We start from the raw sequence: 26216 nt of genomic DNA, 5'->3' as shown, positions 1-26216 counted from the left end.
CAGTTAGCCGTACGAGCCAGCTTCCCGCAACTTCCCGTCCCGCAACTGAAAATGCCAGGAAAGTACCCCCCTGTGGTCTGCCGGGTCGTCCGGGAGGACTACCACCGTGGCCGGGCCGTCCTGGATCGAAACCTGTATTTCAGAGGGGTAATAAACCGTATCGGTCATGGGATAGGCATTCGGGTTCCCGGATGGGGCCACCCGGGAGCCTTTCATAAAATCCTGGTCGGACTCATAGGACTCCCGGTCCTTTACAAAAAGTTCCTTGGCGCCAAGTTCCGCAAGGAAATACGCCTGGTCCGCCTGGTCCGGGTTAAAACCCTCGGGCAGTGAAAAGGTATATTCAAAGTACCCGCTCCCGGCCCCGTTTAGCTTCTTACCCTCCAGCACATCCCACTGCTTGCCGCTCCATTGGCTCTGGGTATATTCCAAGGGCCGGGCCGCAATTCGGGTATACTTGTGCCCGGGGTTCCTACCCGAAACCACAAAATGCACGAAGTTCCTGTGAAGCACTTCTCCCCCGGCCCGCCGGACTTCAAAAGCCAGCAACCCCAGCCCTTCCATGTCGGGGATTTGGATTTGCAACGGGGCCAGGGTTTGTTGCATCCAGGGGGAATAGGGGACCATAATCCGCCCTTCGGGGCCTGGTTGTAATGCTCCGAGCACATCCGTAGTCGTATAGCGATAATAGATTTCCAGGGACTCCCCCAGGGCAGCACCCGTCATCACCGAAAGGTGCATCGGGACCTGTTGGGTACTCCCCCCGGTTACTTCCCGGGAAATCTCACTGCCGTTGGAAAGGTATACCTCGGAATGCCAGTCCTTCAGGGTCATTCCGGGAACAAGTTGTTCCACCCCCGTATATTTCTCGCTCCTGTCGAACCGCCAATATCCGTTCCATTCGTTAATAACGTCGTGATGTTCCGTATAGAGCCACCCGGCAATTTTGGGATACATCCGGAAGGCGTTCATCATTTTATGGTAGTCCCAGCTCCAATCCACATCGCCAGTACTCCCCTGGTACCCCCAGACATTTCCGCATTCCGAATTGATGTTCGGCTGGCTCCCCTGCAGAAACCCCTTTTCAAAATGATGGGGACTCCCGGCGTAGGTGCTGTCCGAAATCTGGGCCAGAAGGGACTCCCATTGGTAGCCCGGCAGGTAAGCATGCCAGGAATTGATATCCGTTTCGGTATGCCCCCGGCCGCAGCAAATGGAATTGTCCTCCACCAAACGGGTGGTATCGAGGGACTTGGCCAGGTAATACATGGAAGCTACCCAATTCTGGGTTTCGCGCGTATAGGATCCGTTGCGGGTTAAACCCCAGGTTTCGTTAAACACAATCCAGGAAAAAACCGATGGATGGTTATAGTCGCGACGGATCATCCGGCGCAGGGTGGTTTCCGATTCCCGCTGCATATCGGCATCGGGAGCCCCCCAACTGTTGGGCAGATCGGACATCACCAACAGGCCCAGTTTATCCGCCCAGTATAGTTTGCGCGGGACTTCTACCTTAATGTGCACCCGGATCCCATTAAGGCCAATGGCCTTGGAGCGTTCAATTTCTTCCCGCATAAAGGCATCGGTCGGGAAGGTATAAAAGCCCTCCGGGTGATAGGACTGATCCAGGGCCAGCTGCAAATACACCGGTTTTCCGTTCAGGGCTATGTACGGGTAGTCCGTTCCAGGCAGGTTTACCACCGAAATCTTACGCATTCCGAAATAGGAAGCCACCTTATCCGACCCCAGACTGGCGCTAACCTCGTACAAATGGGGGTTTTCCAGGTCCCAGAGCTGCGGGTTTTCCATAGGGATTTCCAGATGGACCTTCTCGGTCCCGGCAGGGACCAGTGTATCGCGCGACACCGGACCGGATTGCCGGTGTACGGTTACGGTAAGGGGCACCGGCCGGGCAGCAGGGGCGTCCAGATAGGCCGTGGCGGTTACAACTTCCCGGTCCGTATCCGGGGTCAGGTGGAGGGCCGACAGGTAGGATGGGCCCCGGGCTTCCAGATACACCGTTTGCCAGATGCCGCGGGCATTCCCGTACCCTTGCTTGCCGTACAGGGTAAAATCGCGTCGCGCATCGTCCGCACGGATTACCAGCTCCTGGGTGGTTCCCGGGGCCATGGAACCCGTAAGTTCAAATTCAATCGGGACATAGCCCCCCTGGTGGCTCCCCAGGGGAGTGCCGTTCAACCAGGCATCCGTTTGCCAGTCCGAAGCGCCGATTACCAGGAATACGCGTTTGCCCTTCCAGGCCTCGGGAATCACAATCTGCCTGCGGTACCAGCCAATATCCGCTTCATCCGGCACCCCGGACAGGGAAGACCCCCAGGGAAATGGCACCTGGATAGAACGGTCAAAGGGCACGCCTGGGCGTTCCCACCCGGCCTTCATTCCTTCCGCTGAAGGGTCGAAGCGAAATTCCCAGGCACCGTTCAGATTTATCCAATCCGGGCGCCTAAAATCCGGACGGGGGTGTTCCGGGAGCGGGATGTCCTGCCCATATCCGGCTACGAGCCCTCCCCAGCAAATCAGTAGGAGCCGTATGAGTACTCGTCTCATAAGTAATCCGGTTTTAGAGTTTAAAACTAAAGCCTTCCTCGACCTTTCGGTCGTATTTTTCCTTGTCGAACCGGTAGAGGTAGGCGCCCTTGCGGGCCACCGTCATGTCCTTTTCATCCAGGCGGATCAGGACATCCAGGGATTTGAATTTGTTGATGAAGTTGCGCTTGTCCAGCTTTTTGTCCAGGATGCTTTCGTACAGGGCCTGCAACTGGCGCATGGTAAATTTTTCAGGCAGGAGTTCAAACCCGATAGGCATGGTCATGGCCCTGCGCCTGAGGCGGGCCACCGCCTTTTCAACCATGGCGTTGTGGTCAAAGATCAGGTGGGGGGCCTGGCTTAGCGGGAACCACTGGGCCGTTTCCAACTGTACCCCTTCAAACTGGTGGGAAGCCACGTCAATCAGGGCAAAGTAGGCCACGGAAACCGTGCGCTGGCCCGGGTCCCGGTCTACCTTGCTGTAGGCATACAACTGCTCCATATAGATGTCGCTCAGGCCGGTAAGGGTCTCCAGGACGCGGGCGGCAGCCTGGTCCAGGTCCTCGTCCTTTTTCATAAAGCCGCCAATCAGGGACCATTTACCGCGCTCCGGCTCCATGCTCCGCTTTACGAGGACAAGCTTCAGTTCTTCTTCGTCGAACCCGAAAATGATGCAGTCTACCGCGAGCAGGACCTGGTCCTCCGTCTTGTAATAGGTTAGCGCCATATTGTAATGGTTGGTTAATTGCGGCCGCACCCCGGGCGCGGCACGGGCAAGATAGCCAAAAAATTTGCAGGACTGCACCAGACTTTTCCCAGCCGAAATTTGGTGAAGCAGAATTCTTTTCCTACATTGATCGTGTGTTTTTCACACTTAACCGGTGGCCTGCCCGGACCCCCATCCACAAGCCCCGTTTGAATTAGTTTTTTTAGTTTAGTTAACTATCGGAGGCCGTGGTATTTACCCCGGCCTCTACCTTACAAAAACCCTTTGTTTATGAAACGGATACCCAGGGCCATTGCCATCGTCTTTATCCTTCTATCCTGCTGCCTCACCCTGAGTGCGCAGGCACAAAACACCCGGATTTCCGTATCTGCCAAGGCGGATAACCCCCAAATAAGCCGGCATATTTACGGGCATTTTGCAGAACACCTGGGCCGCTGTATTTATGGAGGCTTCTATGTAGGGGAAGACAGCCCCATCCCGAACTCCGCCGGGGTCCGCAACGACATCATTGCCGCCCTGAAGGACCTGGAAATCCCGAACCTGCGGTGGCCCGGGGGCTGTTTCGCAGACACCTACCACTGGAAGGACGGGGTCGGGCCCAAGACCGAACGGCCCACCATAGTAAACACCTGGTGGGGCGGGGTCACCGAAGACAACTCCTTTGGCACCCACGAATTCCTGAACCTGTGTGAGATGCTGGAAACCGAACCCTATGTATCCGGCAATGTGGGCAGCGGCACCGTGCAGGAACTGGCAGACTGGGTGCAGTACACCAATTTTGACGGGGTAAGCCCCATGTCCGACCTGCGCCGCGCCAACGGCCGGGAAAAGCCCTGGAGCGTCCGCTACTGGGGGATCGGGAACGAAGCCTGGGGCTGCGGGGGCAATATGCGCCCGGAGCACTATGTGGATGTGTACCGGAAGTATGCCACCTTTATGAGCAATGCCGGGGTGGAAGGCGGGATCTACAAAATTGCCTCCGGCGCCAGCGATGCCGATTACCACTGGACCGAAGTCCTGATGCGGGACATCCCCCACCGGATGTTGCAGGCCGTGGCCCTGCACCACTATTCCGTAATTGACTGGTCCAACAAGAGTTCATCCACGGATTTCACGGAAGGACAATACTTCAAAACCATGCAGAAATCCTGGCTTATGGACGAACTGATCCGGAAGCATTCCGATATTATGGATAAGTACGACCCGGATGGGAAGGTAGACCTGATTGTAGATGAATGGGGGGGCTGGTACGATGTGATGCCGGACACCAACCCGGGCTTTTTGTTCCAGCAGAACACCATGCGGGACGCCATGGTGGCCGGTATGGTCCTGAACGTCTTCAACAACCACGCCCGCAGGGTCAAAATGGCCAACCTGGCCCAGACCGTCAATGTGCTGCAGGCGGTAATCCTCACCGACGAGGAAAAAATGCTGCTGACCCCCACCTACCATGTGATGCATATGTACAAGGTGCATCAGGATGCCCAATTGCTGGACGTGGCCTTTGACTCCCCGGTGTACCGCCAGGACGGGGAGGAGCTCCCGGCCCTTTCCGTTTCGGCCTCCCGCAATGCCCAGGGGCAGGTAAACGTTTCCCTGGTCAACATCGATGCCAGCCAGGCCCATAAGATTACCCTGGACCTTTCCGGCCTGGAGGTGTCCGGCCTGGAAGGACGCATCCTGACGTCCAAAAGCCTTCAGGACCACAACACCTTCGACGCTCCGGAGCGAATCAAACCTGTCCCCTTTAAGGCCTTCTCCTTGCGCAAGGGGGAAGTTTCCCTGGAATTGCCTCCCTTCTCCGTGCTGGTGCTTTCTGAAAAATCCTAACCCAAAAACAGCCCGATATGAAGTTTCCTTCCCCCAGCCGCAATTTCTGGCTGGGCATATTTGCCCTGGGAATCCTGGGTTGTGCCCATGAGAAAAAGGAAACGGCGCCTGCCGCAGGGGCTGATGGCTACCCCATAGCTGCGGTGGATATCCGCCAGGTGCACCTGACCGACAACTTCTGGCTTCCGATGATCTCGAGGGTGCAGGAGAAAACCATAGGGTTTGCCCTGGAGAAGTGCCTGGAAGAAGGGCGTTTCGACAACTTCCTGATTGCCGGCGGCCTTAAACAGGGTACGGTTCGCGGGGCCATGCCCTTTGACGACACGGATGTGTACAAAATTATTGAAGGGGCCTCCAATTCGTTGATCAGTGCCCCGGACCCTGCATTATCGGCGCAGCTGGATTCCCTGATAGCCATTATTGCCACCGGGCAGGAAGCCGACGGGTACCTGACCACCTGGCGCACCATCGACCCCGCCGCCCCCCCGGCTACATGGGTAAAGGTCAAAGAAGGCAAGCGCTGGGAATCCCTGGAAGCCAGCCATGAACTCTACAACGCCGGGCACCTCTACGAGGCGGCAGCCGTACACTATCGGGCCACGGGCAAGCGAAATTTCCTGGACATCGCCCTGAAAAATGCGGACCTGATGGTAAAGACCTTCGGACCCGGGGAAAACCAGATCCAGGCGGTACCCGGCCACCAGATTATAGAAACCGGCCTGATTCGCCTGTACCAGATTACCGGTAAACAGGCCTACCTGGACCTGGCTACCTACTTTCTGGAAAACCGCGGCAACCCGGAACACCACGAGCTTTTCGGGCCCTATTCCCAGGACCACCTGCCCGTAACCGAGCAGGACGAAGCCGTAGGGCATGCCGTTAGGGCCGTATATATGTACGCCGCCATGACGGACCTGGCCGCCATGAAAAAGGATACGGCCTACCTGCGGGCCGTACATAACCTATGGGAAAATGTAGTGAACAAGAAAATGTACCTCACCGGGGGTATCGGTTCCAGCCGGCAAGGGGAAGCCTTCGGGGAGGCGTATGAACTGCCCAACCTGACCGCATACAACGAAACCTGCGCGGCCATTGGCAATGTATACTGGAACCATCGCCTGTTCCACCTGACGGGCGACGTGCGCTATTTTGACATCATTGAGCGCACCCTGTATAATGGGCTTATTTCGGGCCTTTCCCTGAGCGGAACGCAATTTTTTTATCCCAATGCCCTGGAATCGGACGGGGTCTACACCTTTAACCAGGGGGCCTGTACCCGCAAGGACTGGTTCGATTGTTCCTGTTGCCCCACCAACCTGATCCGTTTTTTACCCTCAGTACCCGGGCTGGTATACTCCAAAACCGCAGATACCCTGCTGGTAAACCTCTATGCAGCCAACACTGCCCAACTGGAACTGAATGGGACCACACTCCAGGTGGAACAGGCCACCGAATACCCCTGGGATGGCAAAGTTAGCCTGAAGGTGGAACCCGAAAGCCCCGCGGAGTTTACCCTGCGCCTGCGGATCCCCGGCTGGGTAAGAGGGGAAGTCCTGCCCGGGGAACTCTATGCCTATGATACCGAATTCCTCCCCGAACTCCGGATTACCCTGAATGGGCAGGAACTCCGTACCCGCACCGAAGACGGGTATGTAACCCTGAGACGCCAATGGAACCCGGGGGATGTCCTGGAATGGGAATTCCCCATGGAGCCCCGCACCGTTTCGGCCAGCCCGAAGGTAGCCGAAGATCTGGGAAAAAGGGCCCTGGAGCGCGGCCCCCTGGTGTATGCCGCAGAGGCCGCAGACAACCCCGGGCAAATGGACCACCTGCGCCTTAAGGATGCCCAACATTTCCAGGCCGTGCCCCGGCAAGAACTCCTGGGTGGGGTCGTTACCCTGGAAAGCGACAGCCTGGTGGCTATTCCCTACTATGCCTGGTCCAACCGCGGTATAGGAAAGATGAAAGTCTGGATCCCGAAAACCGATTAAAAAGATGAGTACCCGCGCAGCCACCTTTACCCTTGGCCTTGATTTTGGAACGGACTCCGTTCGGGCGGTCCTGGTAGGCACTGCGGATGGGGCCGAGCACGCCTCGGCCGTAGCCTACTACCCCAGGTGGGCGGAAGGACAATTTTGCGACCCGGCCAAAAACCGGTTTCGCCAGCACCCCCTGGACCACCAGGAGTGCATGGTCCATGCCGTACGCGCTGCCCTTTCCGAAAGCGGATTGGAGCCGGCCCAGGTACGGGGGCTCTGTGTGGACACCACCGGTTCTTCCCCCCTGCCCCTGCAGGCAGACGGCACCCCCCTGGCCCTTACCCCGGCATTTGCCGAGAACCCCAACGCCATGGTGGTGCTCTGGAAAGACCACACCGCCATTGCCGAAGCCGAAGCCCTGAACCAACATGCCCGCACCTGGGGCGGGCCCGATTACACGCGCTTTGTGGGAGGAATTTATTCCTCCGAATGGTTCTGGGCGAAGGTCTGGCATGTGGCCGCCTCCGACCCCGCAGTACGGGAAGCCGCCTGGACCTGGATGGAGCATTGCGACTGGCTCACCTTTTTGCTTACCGGCGGGAAGGATCCCGGGGCCTTCCGGCACAGCCGCTGTGCCGCGGGCCACAAGGCCATGTGGCATGCTTCCTGGGGCGGGCTGCCCCCTGCCAACTTCCTGGCCGGGTTACACCCCTACCTGGGGGAGCTGCGCGGCCGGCTCTATGAAGACACCTATACCTCGGACCAGCCTGCAGGCACCCTCTGCCAAAAGTGGGCGGAGCAGTTGGGGCTGGAACCCGGCATTGCCGTAGCCACTGGCACCTTCGATGCCCATGCCGGCGCGGTTGGGGCGGCTATAGCGCCCCAGACCCTGGTTCGCGTCATGGGGACCTCCACCTGCGACATCCTGGTCTCAGAAGACCCTAAATGGGATCAAAAAGCCGTGCGGGGTATTTGCGGACAGGTAGATGGATCCGTACTCCCGGGGCTTACAGGCCTGGAGGCCGGACAGTCTGCCTTCGGGGATTTGCTGGCCTGGTACCGGGATCTCTTGCTGTGGCCATTAAAGCACCTGGAAGGCGCCCCTGAGCGCCTCAGGGAAACCTGGGAAGAACAGCTCTTACCCGAGCTTAGCCGGGCAGCAGCAGCCCTGCCGTCAGAGGCCCCTTACCCCCTGGCCCTGGACTGGATTAACGGACGCCGTACCCCGGATGCAAACCAACAACTGAAAAGCGCCATTACCGGGCTAAGCCTGGGCAGCGGCGCCCCTGAAGTTTTCCGCGCCCTGGTGGAAGCCATATGCCTGGGATCACGGAAAATTGTGGAACGCTTTGAGCAAGAAGGCGTCCCCATCCGGGAGGTATTGGGTATTGGTGGGGTCGCCCGGAAATCGCCCTACATTATGCAGACCCTGGCCGATGTGCTGGGCAGGAGGGTGCGGGTGGCCGCCTCCGATCAGACCCCTGCCCTGGGGGCTGCCATCTATGCGGCAGTGGCAGCGGGCTTATATCCGGATGTGGCTTCCGCCGCGCAAAAGATGGGTAGCCCTGCAGAGGCTACCTACGAACCCCGGCCCGAACGCAAAGCCCATTACGATGCCCGCATGGCCGCCTACGAACGGTTGGGCCATTTTGTAGAAACCCAAACCCAGTACCCATGAGCACCTCTCCCTACACCACCCTGAAAGCGGAGGCCTATGCGGCCAATATGGAGTTACACGCCCTGGGGCTGGTGATCCATACCTTTGGGAACGTGAGTGCCGCCGATACTTCCCGGGGGGTGTTTGCCATCAAACCCAGCGGGGTACCCTATGCAAAGCTGCGCCCGGAAGACATGGTGGTCCTGGACTATAACAACGAGGTGGTGGAAGGCAAGCTGCGCCCTTCATCCGATACCCGGACCCACAGTTACCTGTACCGGGAATGGGAAGGCCTTGGCGGCATTGCCCATTGCCATGCCTTATATTCGGTAGCCTGGGCACAGGCCCAGCAAGACATCCCCATCTTGGGGACTACCCATGCAGACCACCTGACCCACGACATCCCCTGTGCGCCCCCCATGGCAGACGAGCTGATCCAGGGAAATTACGAACACAATACCGGGGTTCAGATTACCGAATGCTTCCGGGAGAGAAACCTGGAGCCCCAGGAGGTGCCTATGGTGCTGGTAGGCAACCACGGGCCGTTTTGCTGGGGCAAGGATGCGGCTCAGGCCGTACACCATAGCCTGGTCCTGGAAACCGTGGCCCAGATGGCCTACCTGACCTTGCAGATCAACCCGGGGGCACCCCGGTTAAAGGAGGCGTTAATCCAAAAACACTATACCCGCAAACACGGGAAAGACGCCTATTACGGACAATAAAACACACCCCATGAATTTTGATACCTACGAAATATGGCTGGCTACGGGAAGCCAGCACCTCTACGGCCCGGACACCCTCCGGCAGGTAGCTCAGCATGCACAGGCTATTGGCAGCGCCTGGAATGCCAGCGGCAGGCTTCCCGTTCGCCTTAACGTTAAATCCGTACTGACTACCCCGGAGGAAATTACCTCCCTTTGCCGGGAGGCCAACCAGGATCAGGCCTGCGTGGGCCTGATTACCTGGATGCATACCTTCTCCCCCGCCAAGATGTGGATACGGGGGATGCAGTTGCTGGACAAACCCCTCTGCCACCTGCACACCCAGTTCAATGCGGAAATCCCCTGGGGGGAAATCGACATGGACTTTATGAACCTGAACCAAAGCGCCCACGGCGACCGGGAATTTGCCCACCTGCTTACGCGCCTGGGGAAAGCCCGAAAAACGGTTGTGGGCCACTGGCAGGACCCGGAAGTCCTGGAGCGAATTGCTGTCTGGAGCCGGGTAGCCTTGGGTTGCCGGGCCATACAGGAATTAAAGGTGGCCCGCTTTGGGGACAACATGCGGCAGGTTTCCGTAACCGAGGGCGACAAGGTGGCTGCCGAAATAACCTTCGGGGTTTCGGTACACGGGTATGAACCCGATGTCATTGCCCGGGCAATGCCGGGGGCCGATGCCCCGGAAGTAGCCACTCTGTTGGCGGAATATGAAAATATGTACCGGCTGCAGCCCGGTCTTATGGCCGGGGGTGACCGCCGGGACTCCCTGGTGGAAGCTGCCCGTATTGAACTGGGTCTGCGCAACTTTTTAAGCAGCGGGGGGTTCCATGCCTTCACGGATACCTTTGAAAACCTGGGTTCCCTAAAGCAATTGCCCGGGCTGGCCGTGCAACGGCTGATGGCGGACGGATACGGTTTTGGGGCCGAGGGGGACTGGATGGCAGCCGCCATGCTGCGGGCCTGTAAAGTGATGGGGAATGGCATGGCACAAGGCACCTCCTTTATGGAAGACTATACCTATCATTTTGAAAACAACCGGGGTTACGTACTGGGCTCCCACATGCTGGAAATCTGCCCCAGTATTGCCGCAGATCAGCCTACGTGCGAGGTACATCCCCTGGGGATCGGCAACCGGGAAGACCCGGTTCGGCTGGTCTTTACCGCTGCAGCAGGCCCGGGCCTGAATGCCAGCCTGGTAGACCTGGGCGACCATTTTCGCCTGCTGGTGAACACCGTCAACACCCTGCCCCCACCGGCTACCCTCCCCAAGTTGCCTACAGCCCGCGCATACTGGGAGCCCCACCCGGACCTGAAAACCTCTGCAGCCTGCTGGATGGCCGGCGGCGGATCCCACCATACGGTATTTACCCAGGCGCTTTCTCCTGAATTTTTGGAAGATTTTGCCGAATTTTTCGATATTGAACTCCTGCTCATTGATGCGGACACCCGCCTGCGGGATTTCAAATCCCGATTAGGGGCGCAAGCCCGGAGGTAATTCCCGCTCACTGAACCAACAAGCAGTACCATGAAGCACCGAAATTCCATAACCACGATCCTGCTCCTGCTCCTCCTTGGCGCGCTATCCACCGGGTGTAAAGACAAGGGCAAAGCGGACCAAAAACAACATACCATGACCCAGCAAGCCCAGAAGCCCGGAATTGAATCCCACTTTTTCGGCCCCTTCCCGGCCGGGGGCCAGGTAACCCGGTATACGCTCCGCAATGCCCGGGGTATGGAAGTGGACATCCTGAACTACGGGGGAATCATCACCCGCTGGACGGCCCCGGACCGGGATGGAAACTACCAGGATGTGGTTTTGGGCTTTGACCGCCTGGCGCCCTATCTGGAGCGCCACCCGTATTTCGGAGCCCTGATCGGGCGCTACGGCAACCGTATTGCCCAGGGGAGCTTCCAGCTGGACGGCAAGACCTATACCCTGGCCAAAAACAACGGGGAAAACCACCTGCATGGGGGGGAATACGGTTTCGACCGGGTCCTCTGGGAAGTTACCGGCCAAAGCGAAGGGGACACCCTTTCCCTGAGCCTGGGCTACCTGAGCCCGGATGGGGAGGAGGGCTATCCGGGGAACCTCCAGGTGGAAGTGACCTACTCCCTGACGCCTGACAATGAACTGATCGTGGATTACCAGGCCAGCACGGATGCCCCTACGGTGGTGAACCTAACCCAGCATACCTATTTCAACCTCTCAGGCAATTTCCAGCAGCCCATTACCGACCACGAACTGCAATTGGATGCCCCCGCCTACCTGCCGGTAGACCAGGGCCTGATTCCCACGGGAGACTTCCAGCCTGTGGCCGGGACGCCTTTCGACTTCACCCAACCTAAGGCCATCGGGGCCGAAATAGACGCCCCGGATCCCCAGCTGCAGGTGGCAGGCGGTTATGACCACTGCTGGGTACTGGACGAAGGGCGGGATTCCGAAACCCCCGCTGCCAAAACGTACCATCCGGGGAGCGGCAGGCAACTGGAAGTCTTTACAGAAGAACCCGGCATACAGGTGTACACCTCCAATTTCCTCAATGGGGATCAACCGGCCAAAGGCGGCGGGTATTACCCCTTCCGCGGAGGGCTTTGCCTGGAGACCCAGCATTTACCGGATTCCCCCAACCGTCCGGAATTCCCGAGCACCCGGCTAGACCCAGGACAGACCTACCACACGCAAACCCGCTTTAAATTCACCACCCGCTAACCCCGACCGTTATGCAAATGCTGGACACTTTTGACTGGATTACCATCTCCCTTTATTTTCTGATCCTCCTGGGTATTGCCGTCTGGGTGATCCGGAAGAAACGGGACAATACCGAAGACTATTTCCTGGCGGGCCGGAACGTGGGCTGGTTTGTGGTAGGGGCTTCCATCTTTGCCTCCAACATCGGGTCCGAACACGTGGTGGGTCTTGCGGGCACCGGGGCCAGCAACAAGCTGCCCATGCTCATCTACGAAATTCACGCCTGGATTGTACTCCTGCTGGGGTGGGTATTCCTGCCCTTCTACTCCCGGGCCGGTGTCTTTACCATGCCGGAGTTCCTGGAGAAGCGTTTTGACGCGCGTTCCCGCTGGATCCTGTCTGTCTTCTCGATTGTGGCCTATGTACTCACCAAAATTTCAGTGACCATTTACGCGGGCGGGGTGGTAGTCTCTGCCCTGCTGGGCATCGACTTCTGGACCGGCGCTATCGCCACGGTTGTGCTGACCGGGATTTATACCGTACTGGGCGGGATGCGTGCCGTGGTTTATACCGAGACCCTGCAGGCCATTGTCCTGGTGCTGGGGGCTGCTGCCCTTACCTTTATTGGCCTGGACCACGTGGGCGGTTGGGAAAGCATGAAGGAGACCGTAACCCCGGAATACCTCAACATGTGGCGCAGCGCCTCAGACCCCGATTTCCCCTGGCCCTGGCTGGTGATTTCCAGCACCATTGTAGGGATATGGTACTGGTGTACGGACCAGTATATCGTGCAGCGGGCGCTAACGGCCAAGAACCTGAAAGAAGCCCGCCGCGGGACCATTTTCGGGGCCCTGCTCAAACTGATGCCGGTATTCCTTTTCCTGATTCCCGGGGTGATTGCCCTGACCCTGAAAATGCGGGGCGAATTGCACTGGGATTCGCCGGACCAGGCTTTTCCGATGCTCATGAGCAACCTCTTGCCTTCCGGTCTGCGCGGCCTGGTAGCCGCTGGCCTCCTGGCCGCCCTGATGAGCTCCCTGGCTTCGGTTTTTAACTCCTGTTCTACCCTGTTTACCGTGGACATTTACAAGAAGCTAAAGCCCAATACGCCGGAGAAAAAACTGGTACGCACCGGGCAGGTGGCCACGGCCATTGTGGTGGTGATCGGGATTATCTGGATCCCGATCATGTCGAATATCTCCGGGGTGCTTTACGAATACCTGCAGAGCGTGCAGTCTTATATTGCGCCGCCCATTGCGGCTGTGTTCCTGCTGGGGATCTTCCACAAGCGTATTAACGCCCAGGGAGCCTATATTACTCTGATTACGGGGTTTGTGATTGCTGCCCTGCGCATTGGCCTGGAACTCGCCAAGGATTCCTTTGCCCCGGGCAGCCTGTGGCATACCCTGGGGGCTACCAATTTCCTGATTTTTGCCTCCTGGTTTTTCCTGTTCTGTATTGGCCTGCTGGTCACGGTAAGCCTGCTAACCCCTGCGCCTTCCGAGGCCCAGATACGCAACCTGACCTACGGGACCATTACTGCGGAAGAAAAACAGCGCAACAAAAACAGCTACAACTGGAAGGATATTGTGGTTTCCATCATTATCGTGGCAATTGTAATTGGGGTGATGATCACTTTTAATGGGGATTGACGGGGTTCCCTTTCCATTTTCCTGAAGGGAGTTTGCAGGGTTGCCGCCTATCTTGTTGACGGGTGGGCGGGTGGGTCCCTATTGGCTCATCCCACCCCCACCGGCCACTACGATCCCCATGCCCCCTGAAATCCTCCCCTGACCTCCATCATTTGAGTCCTGGGCCGGGGCGCTTACCTTACCCCCAGATCGCGATGCCATGATTTCGTTCAAGGAATTCAATATTGCCGACTGGTTTTCCGTATACCGGATATTGGCCATCCCCCTGCTGGCCGCAGCACTGCTTTGGGGTACCCAGGGGCTTTTTACCTGGTTATTGCTCATTAGTTACACCACCGATGCCATTGACGGGCAGCTGGCCCGCAGGTTAAACCTCTGCAGTGCCCGGGGCGCCCAGCTGGATTCCATAGGCGACCAGCTTACCCTGGGGGCCGGCCTGATTGGGTTGGGCGTTTATGAAACCCGGTTCGTATTGGATCACCTGTGGCCCATTGGCCTGGCCCTCTCCCTTTATCTCCTTCAGATGGTAATCGCCTTCATCAAATATGGAAAAACCACGGCCTTCCACACCTACCTGGCCAAAACCTCAGCTTTGGCACAGGGCATTTTTGTCTTGTGGGCCTTGTTTTTCGGACCCGTAACCGGGCTGTTCTGGACCGTCATTGTCCTTGGGGTCATCGAAACCGCAGAAGAGATCGCGCTTATCTATATGTACCCGGGATGGGTAAAGGATGTAAAAAGCATTTTCTGGGCCCTTACGGACCCCAGGCGTAGCCAGGCTGGCAACCCGGTTTGAGTTCCGGCTGCCATGTTGGCCTGTTACGGAGAGGTATTCCTGAAATTCGTTTTATGATGGTAGATGCATAAAGAATAGAAATCCGACTCAGGAATATTACGCCTTACTGAAGGTTACTGGTTTTCCTCTGCTACCCATTCTTCCGAAAGCACTTTCCCCAAGGCATCCACCTCCTCCAAGAGATAGTACAGGCCATTCAAATCCGGCGCATATCGCGTAATGGCGATCCCGTCTACATTGTTGGAAAGCTTCCCTGCAGCATTATACCTGCGGACTTCCGTTCGCAACCCGCAAGGCGCAAGATCATATTCGTACATAGCCGTTCCCTGTTCGTCCTCCATAAGCTTGCCATCTGTGCCAAAGGTGCTGCTTTTCTGAATCTCTCCCATTGGGGCCCACTCATACTCCAGCAGATAATACCCACCAGGCCCGACTACGGGCCTCTCCCGGTGATCCACATAGCGGTGGGAAATAGCGTGGCCCAATTCGTCCCGGACATAGTATTCGGCTGCATAGCCTTCCAGGTTTGTGGCCAGGCGGCCGTTAGAACCCAGAAACCGATATCCTGCCAAATAGTGTCGCCGATCATATAGTGTTTCAACGGCATAGGCCCCATTCTCATCGGCAACGGGGCGTGCATTCCGGTTCAGGAAATTGCGCCGGGTCTCATACCCGAATCTGTCGTACGTATAACGGGTCTCAAAAACACCTCCTATAGGCTCGCGGTCTGTGTCAAATCTGCGTATTGAAGTCGTATTCCCCCGGCTGTCCTGGTAGGTCTGCTCCGCAAACACCCCATCCACTTCCATTGGGATGCCTTGCCCGTCATAATAGGTGGTTTCAGTCAACCCGGTTTGAGATTCGTAGGAATAACGGACCTCTGAATACCCCCCTAACCCGGATGCCGGTTGGTTTTGACCGTCCAGGTATTGGACACGCACCACCTGGCCCTGGCCATTGTATGCCCTTACTATGGTCGTGGCACTGCCATTAAAGGCTATGAGATTCCCAAGGGAGTCCCGGGCTTGCTGAACAACAAGGTTGCCTTCCTCATTGTATTCATAATCATATTTGGCCACTCCATCTCCGGCATTGATTAAATTCCCTTCCGCATCCAGATAACGTTCCATCCTGAGGTTCTCCTTTTGGTCATAGGTCCTTTCAATGACAGAAATGCCCTTATCATTTTCAATGACATCGCCGTAGGCATCTATATTGTATTCCAGGCGGGTGGTGTCATTGGGGTATTCATACCTGGTAGCCCCCCAGAGGTTCTGATCGAATTTCAACACGTAGTCCGGGTAGTAAAACGCCTGAAAAGATGTCCTTCCTAAGGAATCGTATTCGGTAACCCTTAAAAAGTAATCATCATTGGCTACAACCGGCTCATGGAATTTATTGAATCGTTTTTCACTGGTTTCCCGCCCCGAACTGTCATAGGTATATTCGTAAATGGAAGCCCCGTTGTTGTCGTAAATGGGTTGGCCATCCATATCGAGGGAACGCACGCGGATAATCTGTCCTAATCGGTCGTAGTCATAGGAAAGGTGATAATCATTCTTGTGGTAGGCGGGTTTCCCGGTCTGGTCAAAAAGGCGATACGAACCTTTCAGGTGATCTTCCCCATAGGTATACGAATACCGGGCAATACCGTCCCGGTCATTCTGCAACTGCCCCTCAAGGCTTAATTGATCTATCTGTGTAGACCTCCCCAGGGCATCCAGATAGCGCCGCTGGTGAAATGCCCCATCATTATTCGGGATAGCCCTACCCTCCGCATCCAGGTAGGTTGCCAGGAAAGAATCCTTGCCCGGTTCATATTTCCAATATTGCTCAAAAATCCCATCCAGGCCTACCGGCTGTTGGAGGCTGTCCATATAAGTTTCTCTAAGATCCCCGGAAGATTTGATTTCGGTTCGTAGAATAGCGGCCTGCAAACCGTCGTTGTAGGAGCCGTCAACATCCCGATAATGCGTCTCGATAATATTCTTTTGGGACCTGAAGATGCGTGCAACAGCGGTTTTGAAATATCCCCCGTTGGCCAATACGCCTTGCTGGTAATGTTCGACCTCCGTTAGACTGCTATCGATATGGGTAATCCGGTAGGAGCTGCCTTGTGCTCTTTCCGCAGCAGAAGCCGGCAGGGAAAACAACAACCGGTGGTCCAGGGTTAGAAGGACGTACTTGTAATACCCGGAGGAATCCTGCGAAAATTCGATATAGTCCGTCAATTTTTCCGCCCGATAGGCATGGGTCTGGCGCAGCCAGTCCTCTATACGCAATTCCCATTTACGTTGTTGCTCATAATCCGCATTGTGGTCCGTAATACTGTCATACACATCCTGAAGGCTGTCTAACCGGGCATGAAACAGCAACTCCAGGGAGTCTATACGGTCAGGAGTAACCTTACCAGGGCCTAACCCTAAAAAAGTTTTACGCATATTCCTGGCCATGTATTCCGTGATATGGAAATGGAATTGTTCGTGTTGGAGCACATTAAAGGAGTCGTATTCCCCCTTCAATTTTTGACTGAGTTGAGGGCTCATAAAGGCATAAACCCAAGCACTCGTATCCGAAATTTGATCCGGGGTTGAAATCCCGGAGTAAATGGTGGCTACGAATTCTTCTGAAAGGGCTTCCCGGGTTTGAAAATCGTCCCAGGTGATAGGGCGTTCGGACCATTTGACCTCACTAAGGGCAGCAGGTTCGCCTGCCTCCACAAACCCCAGGATCAAAATCCCAAATAACAATAGCCCGGAGGCAAAAAGGTGATATTTGGGCCGTTGTACTCCCGGCCTGCGATCCTGAAAGATCACCACATAGGTTACATAGGCCACCAGGGCAGAGCCCAGCAAAACGATCTGCAGTGCCAGCAGGCTCCAGAAATCATCCAAACCATAACTGACCCCACGTACGAAATAGGAAAAAACAACAATGAGTAAGACCAGTAAAATCCCTGAGACCAGGAACTGGGCAATAATGATCTTCCGGTCGCGGAAGGAACCGCTTCGAAAGCCATTCAAAAGTAACATAAGGAATACGCATACCGTATTGCATATCACAATCCCGAAGAACATCATAAGCCCGTCGTCCTCATCTCCCATCCAACCCAGTAGCAGTAAGCAAAAACCACTTAGAAGCGCTGCCGGCAAGGTATAGAACAACACATTTTTGTATGGAATGTTGTTGGTTTCGGCCTCCGTCATGGACTCCTGATTCGCCTTAGGGTCCGCGCCATAACGATTTTTACCTTTTTGACCTTCCTGGAACAACATCACAAAGATGTAAAAGGGTATCAACTGGTAAAATCCACTATTCCCCAGGTCATGGCAACGTTTGCTGCCCTGTGCCAGCAACACATAGATATTCAGCAGGAGCGGCACTACGACCAGGACGGCGCCCATTTCCAGATAATCCATCAGCACGGACAGGGTCATGGTTAGGAACCAGTACAGAATATAGGACAGGCCAAATTCCAATCTGCGGATGCGGCCCGAAAATGAGAAAAGAGATGTAAACATATTCCTGGAAAAATCCTGATTACCTGCCCGGCCTGTTTGCCCGTATGGCCTTATATAGTTGCAGGCTTAGGTTAATTTAATTGTTCCCATGAGTCTAGAAATCGATCCAGGGCAGCCCGGCCTTCTGCTTCCAGCAACCCTGTATTGATTTTCAGTTTTCTGGCTGAGGCATGTAAGGTGTAATCCCCGGCGAATTTCCGCACCTGAGTAACCTCGTTCAGGGCTATGGTTTTACCAAATGGCCCATTTATCTTCAGGGTTGTAGGGCTTAGGGTAAGGTAACCGTACTTCCAGTAATAGGCAAAGGTGAGCAGGTAAGCCGCCGAGATCACAAACCATCCATAGTCAATCCAGTTTACGGGATCCCCGAATACCACTTGCAGTATCCCCCAGGTTAGCCACAGCACCCCTGCCGTCAGGTTTACCCAAAGGTGGCGTTTGCGATAGGGAAGTATTTGGTTAAGCGAGGAAGTCATTCAATTCTTGAAATCGGCCTCAAAAGCCCGTTGCTGCTCCGGGTTTAACTGCAGGTCATTGAGTACCCGCTGGCGGGTGGGCGCCAGAGTCACTATATACAGCAGCAACACCACCGCCAGGATCAGGTATGCGGCATTGCCTTCGTTGCCGGCGGCAATATTGGCCAGAAACGCAGGGCCTTCCACCAACCCCCACCGGATTAAGCTGGCAGTGCCATAACCGTTTAGCTTATTGTCCAACTCCCCGGCCTTCCGCAAGGGCACCATTTGCCGGCGGAACAGGAAAGCCCCCAGCAGGATCCCCGCTGCGGCCAGGACAGGCACGCCATAGGGAAAAAGGTAGTCCAGGCTTTGAAAGTCTACGTCCGGAATGTTGTCCATATTCAGGAATACAATACTGGCGCCCAAACCCAGTACCAGGCCCATGTGGACCAGGCGTTGGGTTTGCAGCCATTTTCCCGGGCTGATGGGGGTGGTGTGGGTTGAAGGCATATGTGGTATGATCATAGAATAATAAAGGCCTGTAAATGCGACAAGGTGCGCTAGAGGTCCGGAGCCGTTTCTTCCCGTACGGATACAGAAAAGCTTCCTTTGTTGTCCCTGGAATACACCTCAACCGTATACGCTGTCCTGCCCTTAAAGGGCAATGGTGTAAGGGCTCCAGTGGAAAGGTCAAATTCCTCAGCAAGGATCAATCCGTCCTCCAGAACACGGACATCAAAAGTTATAGGGTCCCCGTCGGGATCGGAGCCAGTCCAGGTTACCGACAAAGTTCCATCCACAGTGTTGAAATCCATGGATATCTCTGCGGCATAGGGTGCGAAGTTTCCTTCCGGGATTCCCGGGGTGGTAAACGAATAGGTGTCACCCAGGGTCTGTCCATCTGTATTCACGGCAACCACAGACCAGCTATACGTCTTGCCCCGATCCAATTCCACGGAAGCCTGACGCGTCGTATAGCTACTGCGAAATACCTCACTAAGCCCATCCAGGACAATCAGCAGGTAGCTGTCCGCGTTCAGGGCGCTATTCCATTGGAAGGATACTTCTACCCTGGTGTCAGAACCGGCAACTGGTTGATAATCCACACAAGGCTCCCCGTTTGCCGGAAGCGTACCGACAGCTTTTCCGGGAAGGACCGGTCCGTCGATAAACGGGTCTTCTCCGCCGGTGGATTCTGAACCCCCGCAAGCTGTCTGCAAAAGGGCTGTCAATAGGATCAGGGCGGATGTAAATTGATAACCTAATTTCATTTCTTGATGATTTTAACGGATTCCAACTTCCCTTCCCGTTCTAACTGCAGGATATACATGCCAGCCGATAACCCGGACAGGTCTACTTCATTCTCCAAATGGCTCACTCGCATTTCCTTTATGGCTTGTCCATTCGGGGTATATAACCGGATAAGAATTTCACCTCCCATGGAATAAACCTGGACTTGGGACTCAGCAACCGTCGGGAAGACTTCCAGGCCATTGCCTATATAAAAGTTATCTGCGACCTGACCCTGGCAATCACTGATCCCCAGAATCCGGATCTCCGTCGGGCCAAAAAGATTATCCACGGTTAAGGTCTGTGGGCCATTATCCCCGAAGGTAAATTCACGGGTTTGTCCATTGACCTCAACCCGGTAAGCGGTACTACCCGAAACGGAATACGTGGCCGTTCCTTTACCGGGATCCAAATCCGTCCGCTTCCCGGAAAGGGTTCCGATTTCACTGATGGTAACTCCGAAGGACCGTTCAAAAAGAATTTCCGGGATGGTAACGGTTAGCTGGTACAGGCCGGTGGGCAGATTTTCAAATCGATGGCCAGATTCGGATGGACGGTCCAGTACTTCCTGAGGGGCCCCAGTGCCTTCCATGCGGATATCCAGCAAGTAGCCGGTCAGGTTGCTGCTAACTTCAATAGACCCGTCGGAACTGCCCACACAACTTGGGGTAAGGGCATAAACAGAAAACGCGTCCGCGGCAATCAGGTCACAACCGTTGGCGTTGACCACCTGCCCGGGAGCGGTCGTCAAACAGACATCCTTGTAGTCAAAAACGCCATCTGCATCGTCGTCGGTGCGGCAAAGTGGAATCTCTCCGCCGTCCGTAATGACCCAACCATAGGTGTCTATCAGGGCCTGTCGGGCATCCCGTCCCTCACAATATTGGGAACTGCCGGCATCAAATACCACGGCCGATTGCAAGACAGGTAATTGCGACCATCCCAATAGGGTCCAGTCGTAGTTTTCTCGAGAAAGGCCGGCACCGGAAAACATGGAAGACATGTCGGCGACCTGCCCGATGTTCCAATCCCCAAGGTCCTGATCAAAACCAACGGCACCTGCAAACATAAAAGGCATTCCGGTAACAGCGTCAACATTCCAACTGCCGATAGAGCCGTTAAAGGAAGTTGCCTGTTCAAACATATATCCCATATCGGTTACGCCGGAAACATCCCACCCTTCAATGGCCCCGGCAAAGGAGACAGCCTCCCGGAACATACTGTTCATAGTACTGACCTGGGTGACATCCCAGGTACTCAGGTCCTGGTTAAATGCTGAGGCCCCCTGAAACATGCCTTGCATGGACGTTACACTGCCGACGTTCCAACCGCCGACGTCCTGGTTAAATGCTATTGCCCCACGAAACATCTGCTCCATGGAAGATACACTGCTCACATTCCAGCCACCGATGGGTTGGTTAAAAGAGGCCGCCTCCTGAAACATCCCACTCATATCCTGAATGCTACCCGTGTTCCACCCCGAAAGATTCTGGTTAAAGGCGGTAGCACCACGGAACATATTTCGGGTATCCGTAACCAGGGAAGTATTCCAGTTACCCACATTCTGATTAAATAGAATGGCTTCACGAAACATCTCCGCCATGGACACTACAGCAGAAACATCCCAATTACCTATAGCCTGGTCAAACACTTCGGCATGCGCGAACATCCCGCTCATAGCGGTCACCCCGCTTACGTCCCAGTCCGCCATTGTGGCATTGCCGGTAAACGAAGTGCACCACCCGAACATATTACTCATATCGGTAACATTGGATAAGTCCGGCAGGTCCGCAGCCAGAATATCTACATTGGCACACCCCAGGAAGGCATCTGCCATGGATGTCCAGTTCCCCAAACCCCATTGATCAATGCTTAAAAGTTTCAGGTTATCTCCTAAAGGGGTAATGGTTTCAGAAGCTCCGTCGGATACAATATTTGCCTCAAAAACAGTCCTGGGAAAATCTCCGATAATGGAAATCTGGTAGGTGCCGGGGCTGGCATAAGTATGGGTAATACTACCTGTCACACTATTGCTTATGGTACCATCTCCCCAGTCTACGCGGTAATCGTATAGGGCACCCGGCGCCGTAGGCAGGGCTACCTGGTCTGATCCGGATACGCCGGGATTATCCGTTTTCCAGGTTGTTACAAAGGCACAACCCGGGGCAACTCCGCCGTCATTAATGGTCCAGCCAAAGTTATCTATAAGGGTTTGCCGCGCCTTGTAGGCCCCACAAAAAGTACTGTTGCCCGCGTCAAAAACAAGGCCGTTATTAACCGTTTTACCAGCCCAGCCCGTTAAAGTTGCATCGTAATTCTCGGTGGAAAGCGCTGCCAGCTGAAACATTCCGGTGAGGTCCAAGACTACCCCGATGTTCCAATTGCCCAAATCCTGGTCAAAGCTTGAAGTATTGTAAAACATATACGCCATATCCGTTACCAGGGAGACGTCCCAGTTACTGAGATCCTGGTTAAAGGCGGTAGTTTCGGCGAACATGCCGTTCATATTGTTTACGAGGCTTACATCCCAACCTCCGATATCCTGGTTAAATGCCTCGGTGCCAAAGAACATATTCATCATATTGGTTACCTGGCTTACGTCCCAACCGCTGATGTCCTGATTGAAGGCTCTGGCATCCTGAAACATGACGCGCATATCGGTGGCGGAGGAGACATCCCACCCACTAATATCACCGTTGAACTGGGACGCGCCTGAAAAAGCAAAGGACATATCCGTTACATTCCGGACATCCCAGGCAGACAGATCCTGGTTAAACTGTTGGCAATCCGCAAAAATGCCGACAATAGAGTTGATGTGCTGTAGTTCCCAGGCCCCAAAGGAAGGTGTCCCCTGCATGGCATAGCAACTGTTGAACATAGACTCCAGACTGGTAGCATTATTGAGTATGGGAACGTCCAGGGCAGTCACCTGCATTTCGGTGCAGTTGGCGAAGGCAAAATCCATAGAAGTCCACTGTTGCGAGCCCCACTGCTCCACACTCAGGAGCTTTTTGTTATCCATGGTAGTGTCGTCCGCATAACTGGACCCCAGGAAAGATATTCTGGGGAACTGGCCGGTAATTTCTACCTTATAGGTGCCAGGGGTAGCATAGGTGTGGGTGATATTCCCCGTTACGTTAGTATCACTGCTACCATCGCCCCAATCCACGGTATAATTATAGGTTTCCCCAGCAGCAGTTGGGATGGTAATCTGATTATCGGCTGAGCCTCCGATGTTATCGGTCTTCCAATTGGTCACAAAGGGCCGTTCCGGGCATGGGCCTGCTGTAGGCCCCTCGTCCGTAATCGTCCATCCCTTTTCGTATTTCAGTTTGGCCCGTTCCAGATAACTTGCACAATACTGACTAAAGCCCCCGTCAAAAACAATCCCCTGTGGTGCGTTCGGGAGCTGATACCAGCCGATTAAGGTTTGATCGTATTCTGCACCCGAAATCGCATTGTTAAAAAACATCCGCTCCATGGTGGTTACCTGGGAAATATCCCAGTTGCCAAGGCTCTGATCAAAATCCATTGCCCCTTCAAACATGGAGAACATCTGGGTAACCTGGGACACGTCCCAGTTCCCGATATCCTGATTAAAGATGAGCGCATCGAAGAACATCTCGGCCATATTGGTCACCTGGCCCGTATTCCACGTGCCAAGAGGCTGATCAAAGCTGATGGCTCCTAGGAACATCCCCTGCATATCGGTAACCTGACTTACATCCCAGCCCCCGATGGGCTGGTTAAAAAAGGTGGCCCTTGCAAACACATTGCTCATTCGGGTCACCTGGGCAGTATTCCACCCGCCAATCGGCTGGTTGAAATTAGTAGCTCCCTGGAAAAGGCTATTCATATTGGTTACCCCGGAAACATCCCAGCTCCCGATAGGCTGATTGAAATTGATGGCATCGCAGAACATACAAACCAGGTTTTGCGCCCCGGACATGTTCCAACTACCTATATTTTGATTAAAAAGGGTAGCCCCTCGAAACATCGCCTCAAATCGGGATACATTACTGACGTCCCAGGACGCAAAGGCCGTTGTACCCTGCAGGGAAGAACAGAGGTAAAACATGCCGAACAGCGATGTTACCTGAGATAAATCGGGGGAATCCGCAGCAAGCACATCCAGATTGGAACACCCGTTAAAAGCGCTTTCCATGGAGGTCCATGCGATGTCCCCCCATTGATCCACAGACAGGATTTTATCCTTATCCCCAATATTGGCTTCTATCCCGTCATAGTTGAAGTATATCCGGGGAAAAGCTCCCGATATTGACACCTGGTAGGTTCCTGGGGTGGCATAGGTATGGGTTATAGAACCGGTAACCCCGCTATCGCTCGAGCCATCGCCCCAGTCGATATCGTAGTTATAGGTTTCATCCGGAAAGGTGGGAATGGTAATTTGGTTGTCTGCCGAAGCCCCTGGATTATCGGTTTTCCAAGTGGAAACAAAGGGGTTCTGGGCGCTCAGTAGGGTGGGAAGAATGCACAGTAAGGCAAGCCCGTAATTTTTTATCATGCGGTATGTTCTTGTCGTTAACATACGCCAAAACGAAATATTCGCCAAAAGTTTCTGTCAGAATATACCTCGAAACCGTTGAATGTCACGTCTTGCCGAAAACGTTTTGACATTACCCCAAAGCATCCGACGACTGCCTTAAAAAACGTGAATACAGGTTACCAAAACCAGGGAGAAAAGGCTGGATCTGCCTGGCCCTTAAACGGAGCTGGATTATCCTTTACAAGTAATTCTAGCCCAACCCCCGTAAAAGTTGCTGCTTCTTCCTGCCGGAGGGCGTTACACCGATCACCACAGCAGCTGCACTACGCTATACCCCTTAACACCCATTATTTCCCGTACTTTTAGGAAATAAATCCAACTGATGCGACCAATCTGTTCCCGCCTTTTCAGGCAACTGCGAAGCAAAGTCCTGATCCTGCCCCTGATATCCCTGGCTTTGGCTGCTGAGCTCCCGGCCCAGGCCCAAACGGATTTGGCGGTCATTGCCTATTATGCAGGAGACGGGCAAGACCTTGACCGGTACCGCTGGGAGCAGATCACCCATGTGATTTTCAGCTTTTGTCACCTTAAAGGGGATGAACTGGCGGTAGACAACGCCCGCGACAGCACGGCTATCCGCAACCTGGTGCACCTGAAAGAAACATTTCCCCACCTGAAAGTATTGTTGTCGCTGGGGGGTTGGGGCGGTTGCGAAACCTGTTCTGAGGTATTCTCCCGGGCCAGCGGGATCGCGCAGTTTGCGCGTTCCGTGAAACGGCTTACCGACCAGTATGGCACAGATGGTTTAGACCTGGACTGGGAATACCCGGCCATTGCGGGTTACCCGGGCCACCTGTTTGCCCCAACAGACCGGGCGCATTTTACACGCCTGGTGCAGGAATTAAGACAGGTGCTGGGGCCTGAAGCCGTGGTCAGCTTTGCAGCCGGAGGGTTTCAGGACTACTTTGACCATTCCGTAGACTGGGTGGCCGTTTTGCCGTATATCGATTTTGTGAACCTGATGAGTTACGACCTGGTGGGCGGGTACAGTACCGTTACCGGCCATCACACCCCGCTCTATTCCAATGACCAGCAAGAAGGTTCGGCGAATTTTGGGGTACGGTATTTATTGAATTTAGGCGTCCCGGCCCGGAAGATTGTGCTGGGGGCTGCCTTTTACGCCAGGAGTTGGGAGAAGGTGGCCCCGGATCAAAATGGCTTATACCAAACGGGGGCTTTTAAGTCGTTTATCCCACACCACCGTTTTGATGCGGTGCTTACTTCCGAAAATGGTTTTGTATACTATAGGGATTCCATTTCCAGGGCCCCTTATGCCTATAGTGCCAGCCGGCGTGAGTTTGCCACCTTCGACGATGCCCAATCCCTTGCTGAAAAAACGCGCTACGCCCTCGAATTTAACCTGGGGGGAATCATGTTCTGGCAGCTTACGGACGACCGTATGGATGGCAGTCTCTTACAGGCGATCTGGGAGGCGAAAACGGGTGACTAACAGCAGGGGGGATATGCAATGGGTTCTAAGTTTCATCCGAAAGCTCGAGTAAGACGGATTACACGCTGCGCGTGTGATCCAAACCGGGATACCACGCCTGCAAATAGGGACCGAACGACCGCCCAAAGGTCCGGTGGACCTTTGGCAGTGAGGAGCCAGATGGTGCGCTGGCCTTCTTGTGCAGGATTACGCGCTGTGCATGTGATCCAGGGAAAGGATTACAGGCTTCACCTGTGATCCAAACCGGGAAACCACTTCTGCAAATAGGGACCGAACGACCGCCCAAAGGTCCGGTGGACCTTTGGCAGTGAGGAGCCAGATGGTGCGCTGGCCT

16 protein-coding genes are annotated in these 26216 nt (G+C 54.9%); 9 read left to right on the top strand and 7 right to left on the bottom strand.

Annotated elements, in window-relative coordinates; all coding sequences use genetic code 11:
• Positions 1-3: 3 nt before the first annotated feature.
• Together OZ410_RS06805 and OZ410_RS06800 are read right to left on the bottom strand one after the other, a co-directional pair.
• Positions 4-2568, bottom strand: a complete 2565-nt coding sequence (locus OZ410_RS06805; protein WP_277707200.1) for a glycoside hydrolase family 2 protein — start codon at positions 2566-2568, stop codon at positions 4-6.
• A 13-nt stretch (positions 2569-2581) separates the two neighbouring features.
• Positions 2582-3274, bottom strand: coding sequence for an NUDIX hydrolase (locus tag OZ410_RS06800; RefSeq protein WP_277707199.1), 693 nt, complete (start codon positions 3272-3274; stop codon positions 2582-2584).
• A 270-nt stretch (positions 3275-3544) separates the two neighbouring features.
• Between OZ410_RS06800 and OZ410_RS06795 the strand changes: the two genes are divergently transcribed.
• The 8 genes from OZ410_RS06795 to OZ410_RS06760 all read left to right on the top strand — a co-directional run bounded on the left by OZ410_RS06795 (position 3545) and on the right by OZ410_RS06760 (position 14596).
• Positions 3545-5104 carry an alpha-N-arabinofuranosidase gene (locus OZ410_RS06795; RefSeq protein ID WP_277707198.1) on the top strand — a complete coding sequence of 520 codons (1560 nt, stop codon included), beginning with the start codon at positions 3545-3547 and terminating at the stop codon, positions 5102-5104.
• A gap of 17 nt (positions 5105-5121) precedes the next feature.
• A complete protein-coding gene (locus OZ410_RS06790; RefSeq protein WP_277707197.1) occupies positions 5122-7095 on the top strand; it encodes a glycoside hydrolase family 127 protein in 1974 nt (657 codons plus the stop codon).
• A 4-nt stretch (positions 7096-7099) separates the two neighbouring features.
• On the top strand, positions 7100-8761 hold the full coding sequence (locus OZ410_RS06785; RefSeq protein ID WP_277707196.1) for a ribulokinase: 1662 nt from the start codon (positions 7100-7102) through the stop codon (positions 8759-8761).
• Positions 8758-9462, top strand: coding sequence for an L-ribulose-5-phosphate 4-epimerase (locus tag OZ410_RS06780; RefSeq protein WP_277707195.1), 705 nt, complete (start codon positions 8758-8760; stop codon positions 9460-9462). Before OZ410_RS06785 ends, OZ410_RS06780 begins: the two co-directional genes overlap by 4 nt.
• Positions 9463-9472: 10 nt before the next feature.
• Positions 9473-10954 carry an L-arabinose isomerase gene (araA, locus tag OZ410_RS06775; RefSeq protein ID WP_277707194.1) on the top strand — a complete coding sequence of 494 codons (1482 nt, stop codon included), beginning with the start codon at positions 9473-9475 and terminating at the stop codon, positions 10952-10954.
• Between the two features lie 30 nt (positions 10955-10984).
• Positions 10985-12169, top strand: coding sequence for an aldose epimerase family protein (locus OZ410_RS06770; RefSeq protein WP_277707193.1), 1185 nt, complete (start codon positions 10985-10987; stop codon positions 12167-12169).
• An 11-nt stretch (positions 12170-12180) separates the two neighbouring features.
• Positions 12181-13800 (top strand): sodium:solute symporter, encoded by a 1620-nt coding sequence (locus tag OZ410_RS06765; protein ID WP_277707192.1) that lies wholly within the window; start codon positions 12181-12183, stop codon positions 13798-13800.
• Between the two features lie 199 nt (positions 13801-13999).
• Positions 14000-14596 carry a CDP-alcohol phosphatidyltransferase family protein gene (locus OZ410_RS06760; RefSeq protein ID WP_277707191.1) on the top strand — a complete coding sequence of 199 codons (597 nt, stop codon included), beginning with the start codon at positions 14000-14002 and terminating at the stop codon, positions 14594-14596.
• Positions 14597-14709: 113 nt separating this feature from the next.
• Here OZ410_RS06760 and OZ410_RS06755 read toward each other — a convergent pair whose 3' ends face one another.
• The 5 genes from OZ410_RS06755 to OZ410_RS06735 form a co-directional block, all read right to left on the bottom strand.
• Positions 14710-18117 carry a DUF805 domain-containing protein gene (locus OZ410_RS06755; RefSeq protein ID WP_277707190.1) on the bottom strand — a complete coding sequence of 1136 codons (3408 nt, stop codon included), beginning with the start codon at positions 18115-18117 and terminating at the stop codon, positions 14710-14712.
• A 71-nt stretch (positions 18118-18188) separates the two neighbouring features.
• Complete coding sequence (locus OZ410_RS06750; protein WP_277707189.1) at positions 18189-18593, bottom strand: hypothetical protein; 405 nt, start codon at positions 18591-18593, stop codon at positions 18189-18191.
• The gene (locus tag OZ410_RS06745; RefSeq protein ID WP_277707188.1) at positions 18594-19085 is read right to left on the bottom strand and encodes a hypothetical protein; all 492 of its coding nucleotides are present in this window, start codon (positions 19083-19085) and stop codon (positions 18594-18596) included. It abuts the gene before it with no gap.
• 50 nt (positions 19086-19135) lie between these two features.
• Positions 19136-19846 carry a hypothetical protein gene (locus OZ410_RS06740; protein ID WP_277707187.1) on the bottom strand — a complete coding sequence of 237 codons (711 nt, stop codon included), beginning with the start codon at positions 19844-19846 and terminating at the stop codon, positions 19136-19138.
• The gene (locus OZ410_RS06735; protein ID WP_277707186.1) at positions 19843-24390 is read right to left on the bottom strand and encodes a BspA family leucine-rich repeat surface protein; all 4548 of its coding nucleotides are present in this window, start codon (positions 24388-24390) and stop codon (positions 19843-19845) included. The genes OZ410_RS06740 and OZ410_RS06735 overlap by 4 nt, the downstream gene beginning before the upstream one ends.
• 364 nt (positions 24391-24754) lie before the next feature.
• Between OZ410_RS06735 and OZ410_RS06730 the strand changes: the two genes are divergently transcribed.
• Positions 24755-25882: a glycoside hydrolase family 18 protein gene (locus OZ410_RS06730; RefSeq protein WP_277707185.1), complete on the top strand. Its 1128-nt coding sequence runs from the start codon at positions 24755-24757 to the stop codon at positions 25880-25882.
• Positions 25883-26216: the final 334 nt, after the last annotated feature.

Origin of the sequence: Robiginitalea aestuariiviva (assembly GCF_029537735.1) — a bacterium.
Taxonomy (GTDB): Bacteria; Bacteroidota; Bacteroidia; order Flavobacteriales; family Flavobacteriaceae; genus Robiginitalea; species Robiginitalea aestuariiviva.
Note: the sequence above shows the minus strand (reverse complement) of the source record. Positions and strands in the feature narration are given on the sequence as shown.

Bases quoted from the DNA above. Each gene is read 5' to 3' on its own strand.
- OZ410_RS06805 (WP_277707200.1), bottom strand. From the start codon at position 2,568: ATGAGACGAGTACTCATACGGCTCCTACTGATTTGCTGGGGAGGGCTC.
- OZ410_RS06800 (WP_277707199.1), bottom strand. From the start codon at position 3,274: ATGGCGCTAACCTATTACAAGACGGAGGACCAGGTCCTGCTCGCGGTA.
- OZ410_RS06795 (WP_277707198.1), top strand. From the start codon at position 3,545: ATGAAACGGATACCCAGGGCCATTGCCATCGTCTTTATCCTTCTATCC.
- OZ410_RS06790 (WP_277707197.1), top strand. From the start codon at position 5,122: ATGAAGTTTCCTTCCCCCAGCCGCAATTTCTGGCTGGGCATATTTGCC.
- OZ410_RS06785 (WP_277707196.1), top strand. From the start codon at position 7,100: ATGAGTACCCGCGCAGCCACCTTTACCCTTGGCCTTGATTTTGGAACG.
- OZ410_RS06780 (WP_277707195.1), top strand. From the start codon at position 8,758: ATGAGCACCTCTCCCTACACCACCCTGAAAGCGGAGGCCTATGCGGCC.
- araA (WP_277707194.1), top strand. From the start codon at position 9,473: ATGAATTTTGATACCTACGAAATATGGCTGGCTACGGGAAGCCAGCAC.
- OZ410_RS06770 (WP_277707193.1), top strand. From the start codon at position 10,985: ATGAAGCACCGAAATTCCATAACCACGATCCTGCTCCTGCTCCTCCTT.
- OZ410_RS06765 (WP_277707192.1), top strand. From the start codon at position 12,181: ATGCAAATGCTGGACACTTTTGACTGGATTACCATCTCCCTTTATTTT.
- OZ410_RS06760 (WP_277707191.1), top strand. From the start codon at position 14,000: ATGATTTCGTTCAAGGAATTCAATATTGCCGACTGGTTTTCCGTATAC.
- OZ410_RS06755 (WP_277707190.1), bottom strand. From the start codon at position 18,117: ATGTTTACATCTCTTTTCTCATTTTCGGGCCGCATCCGCAGATTGGAA.
- OZ410_RS06750 (WP_277707189.1), bottom strand. From the start codon at position 18,593: ATGACTTCCTCGCTTAACCAAATACTTCCCTATCGCAAACGCCACCTT.
- OZ410_RS06745 (WP_277707188.1), bottom strand. From the start codon at position 19,085: ATGCCTTCAACCCACACCACCCCCATCAGCCCGGGAAAATGGCTGCAA.
- OZ410_RS06740 (WP_277707187.1), bottom strand. From the start codon at position 19,846: ATGAAATTAGGTTATCAATTTACATCCGCCCTGATCCTATTGACAGCC.
- OZ410_RS06735 (WP_277707186.1), bottom strand. From the start codon at position 24,390: ATGATAAAAAATTACGGGCTTGCCTTACTGTGCATTCTTCCCACCCTA.
- OZ410_RS06730 (WP_277707185.1), top strand. From the start codon at position 24,755: ATGCGACCAATCTGTTCCCGCCTTTTCAGGCAACTGCGAAGCAAAGTC.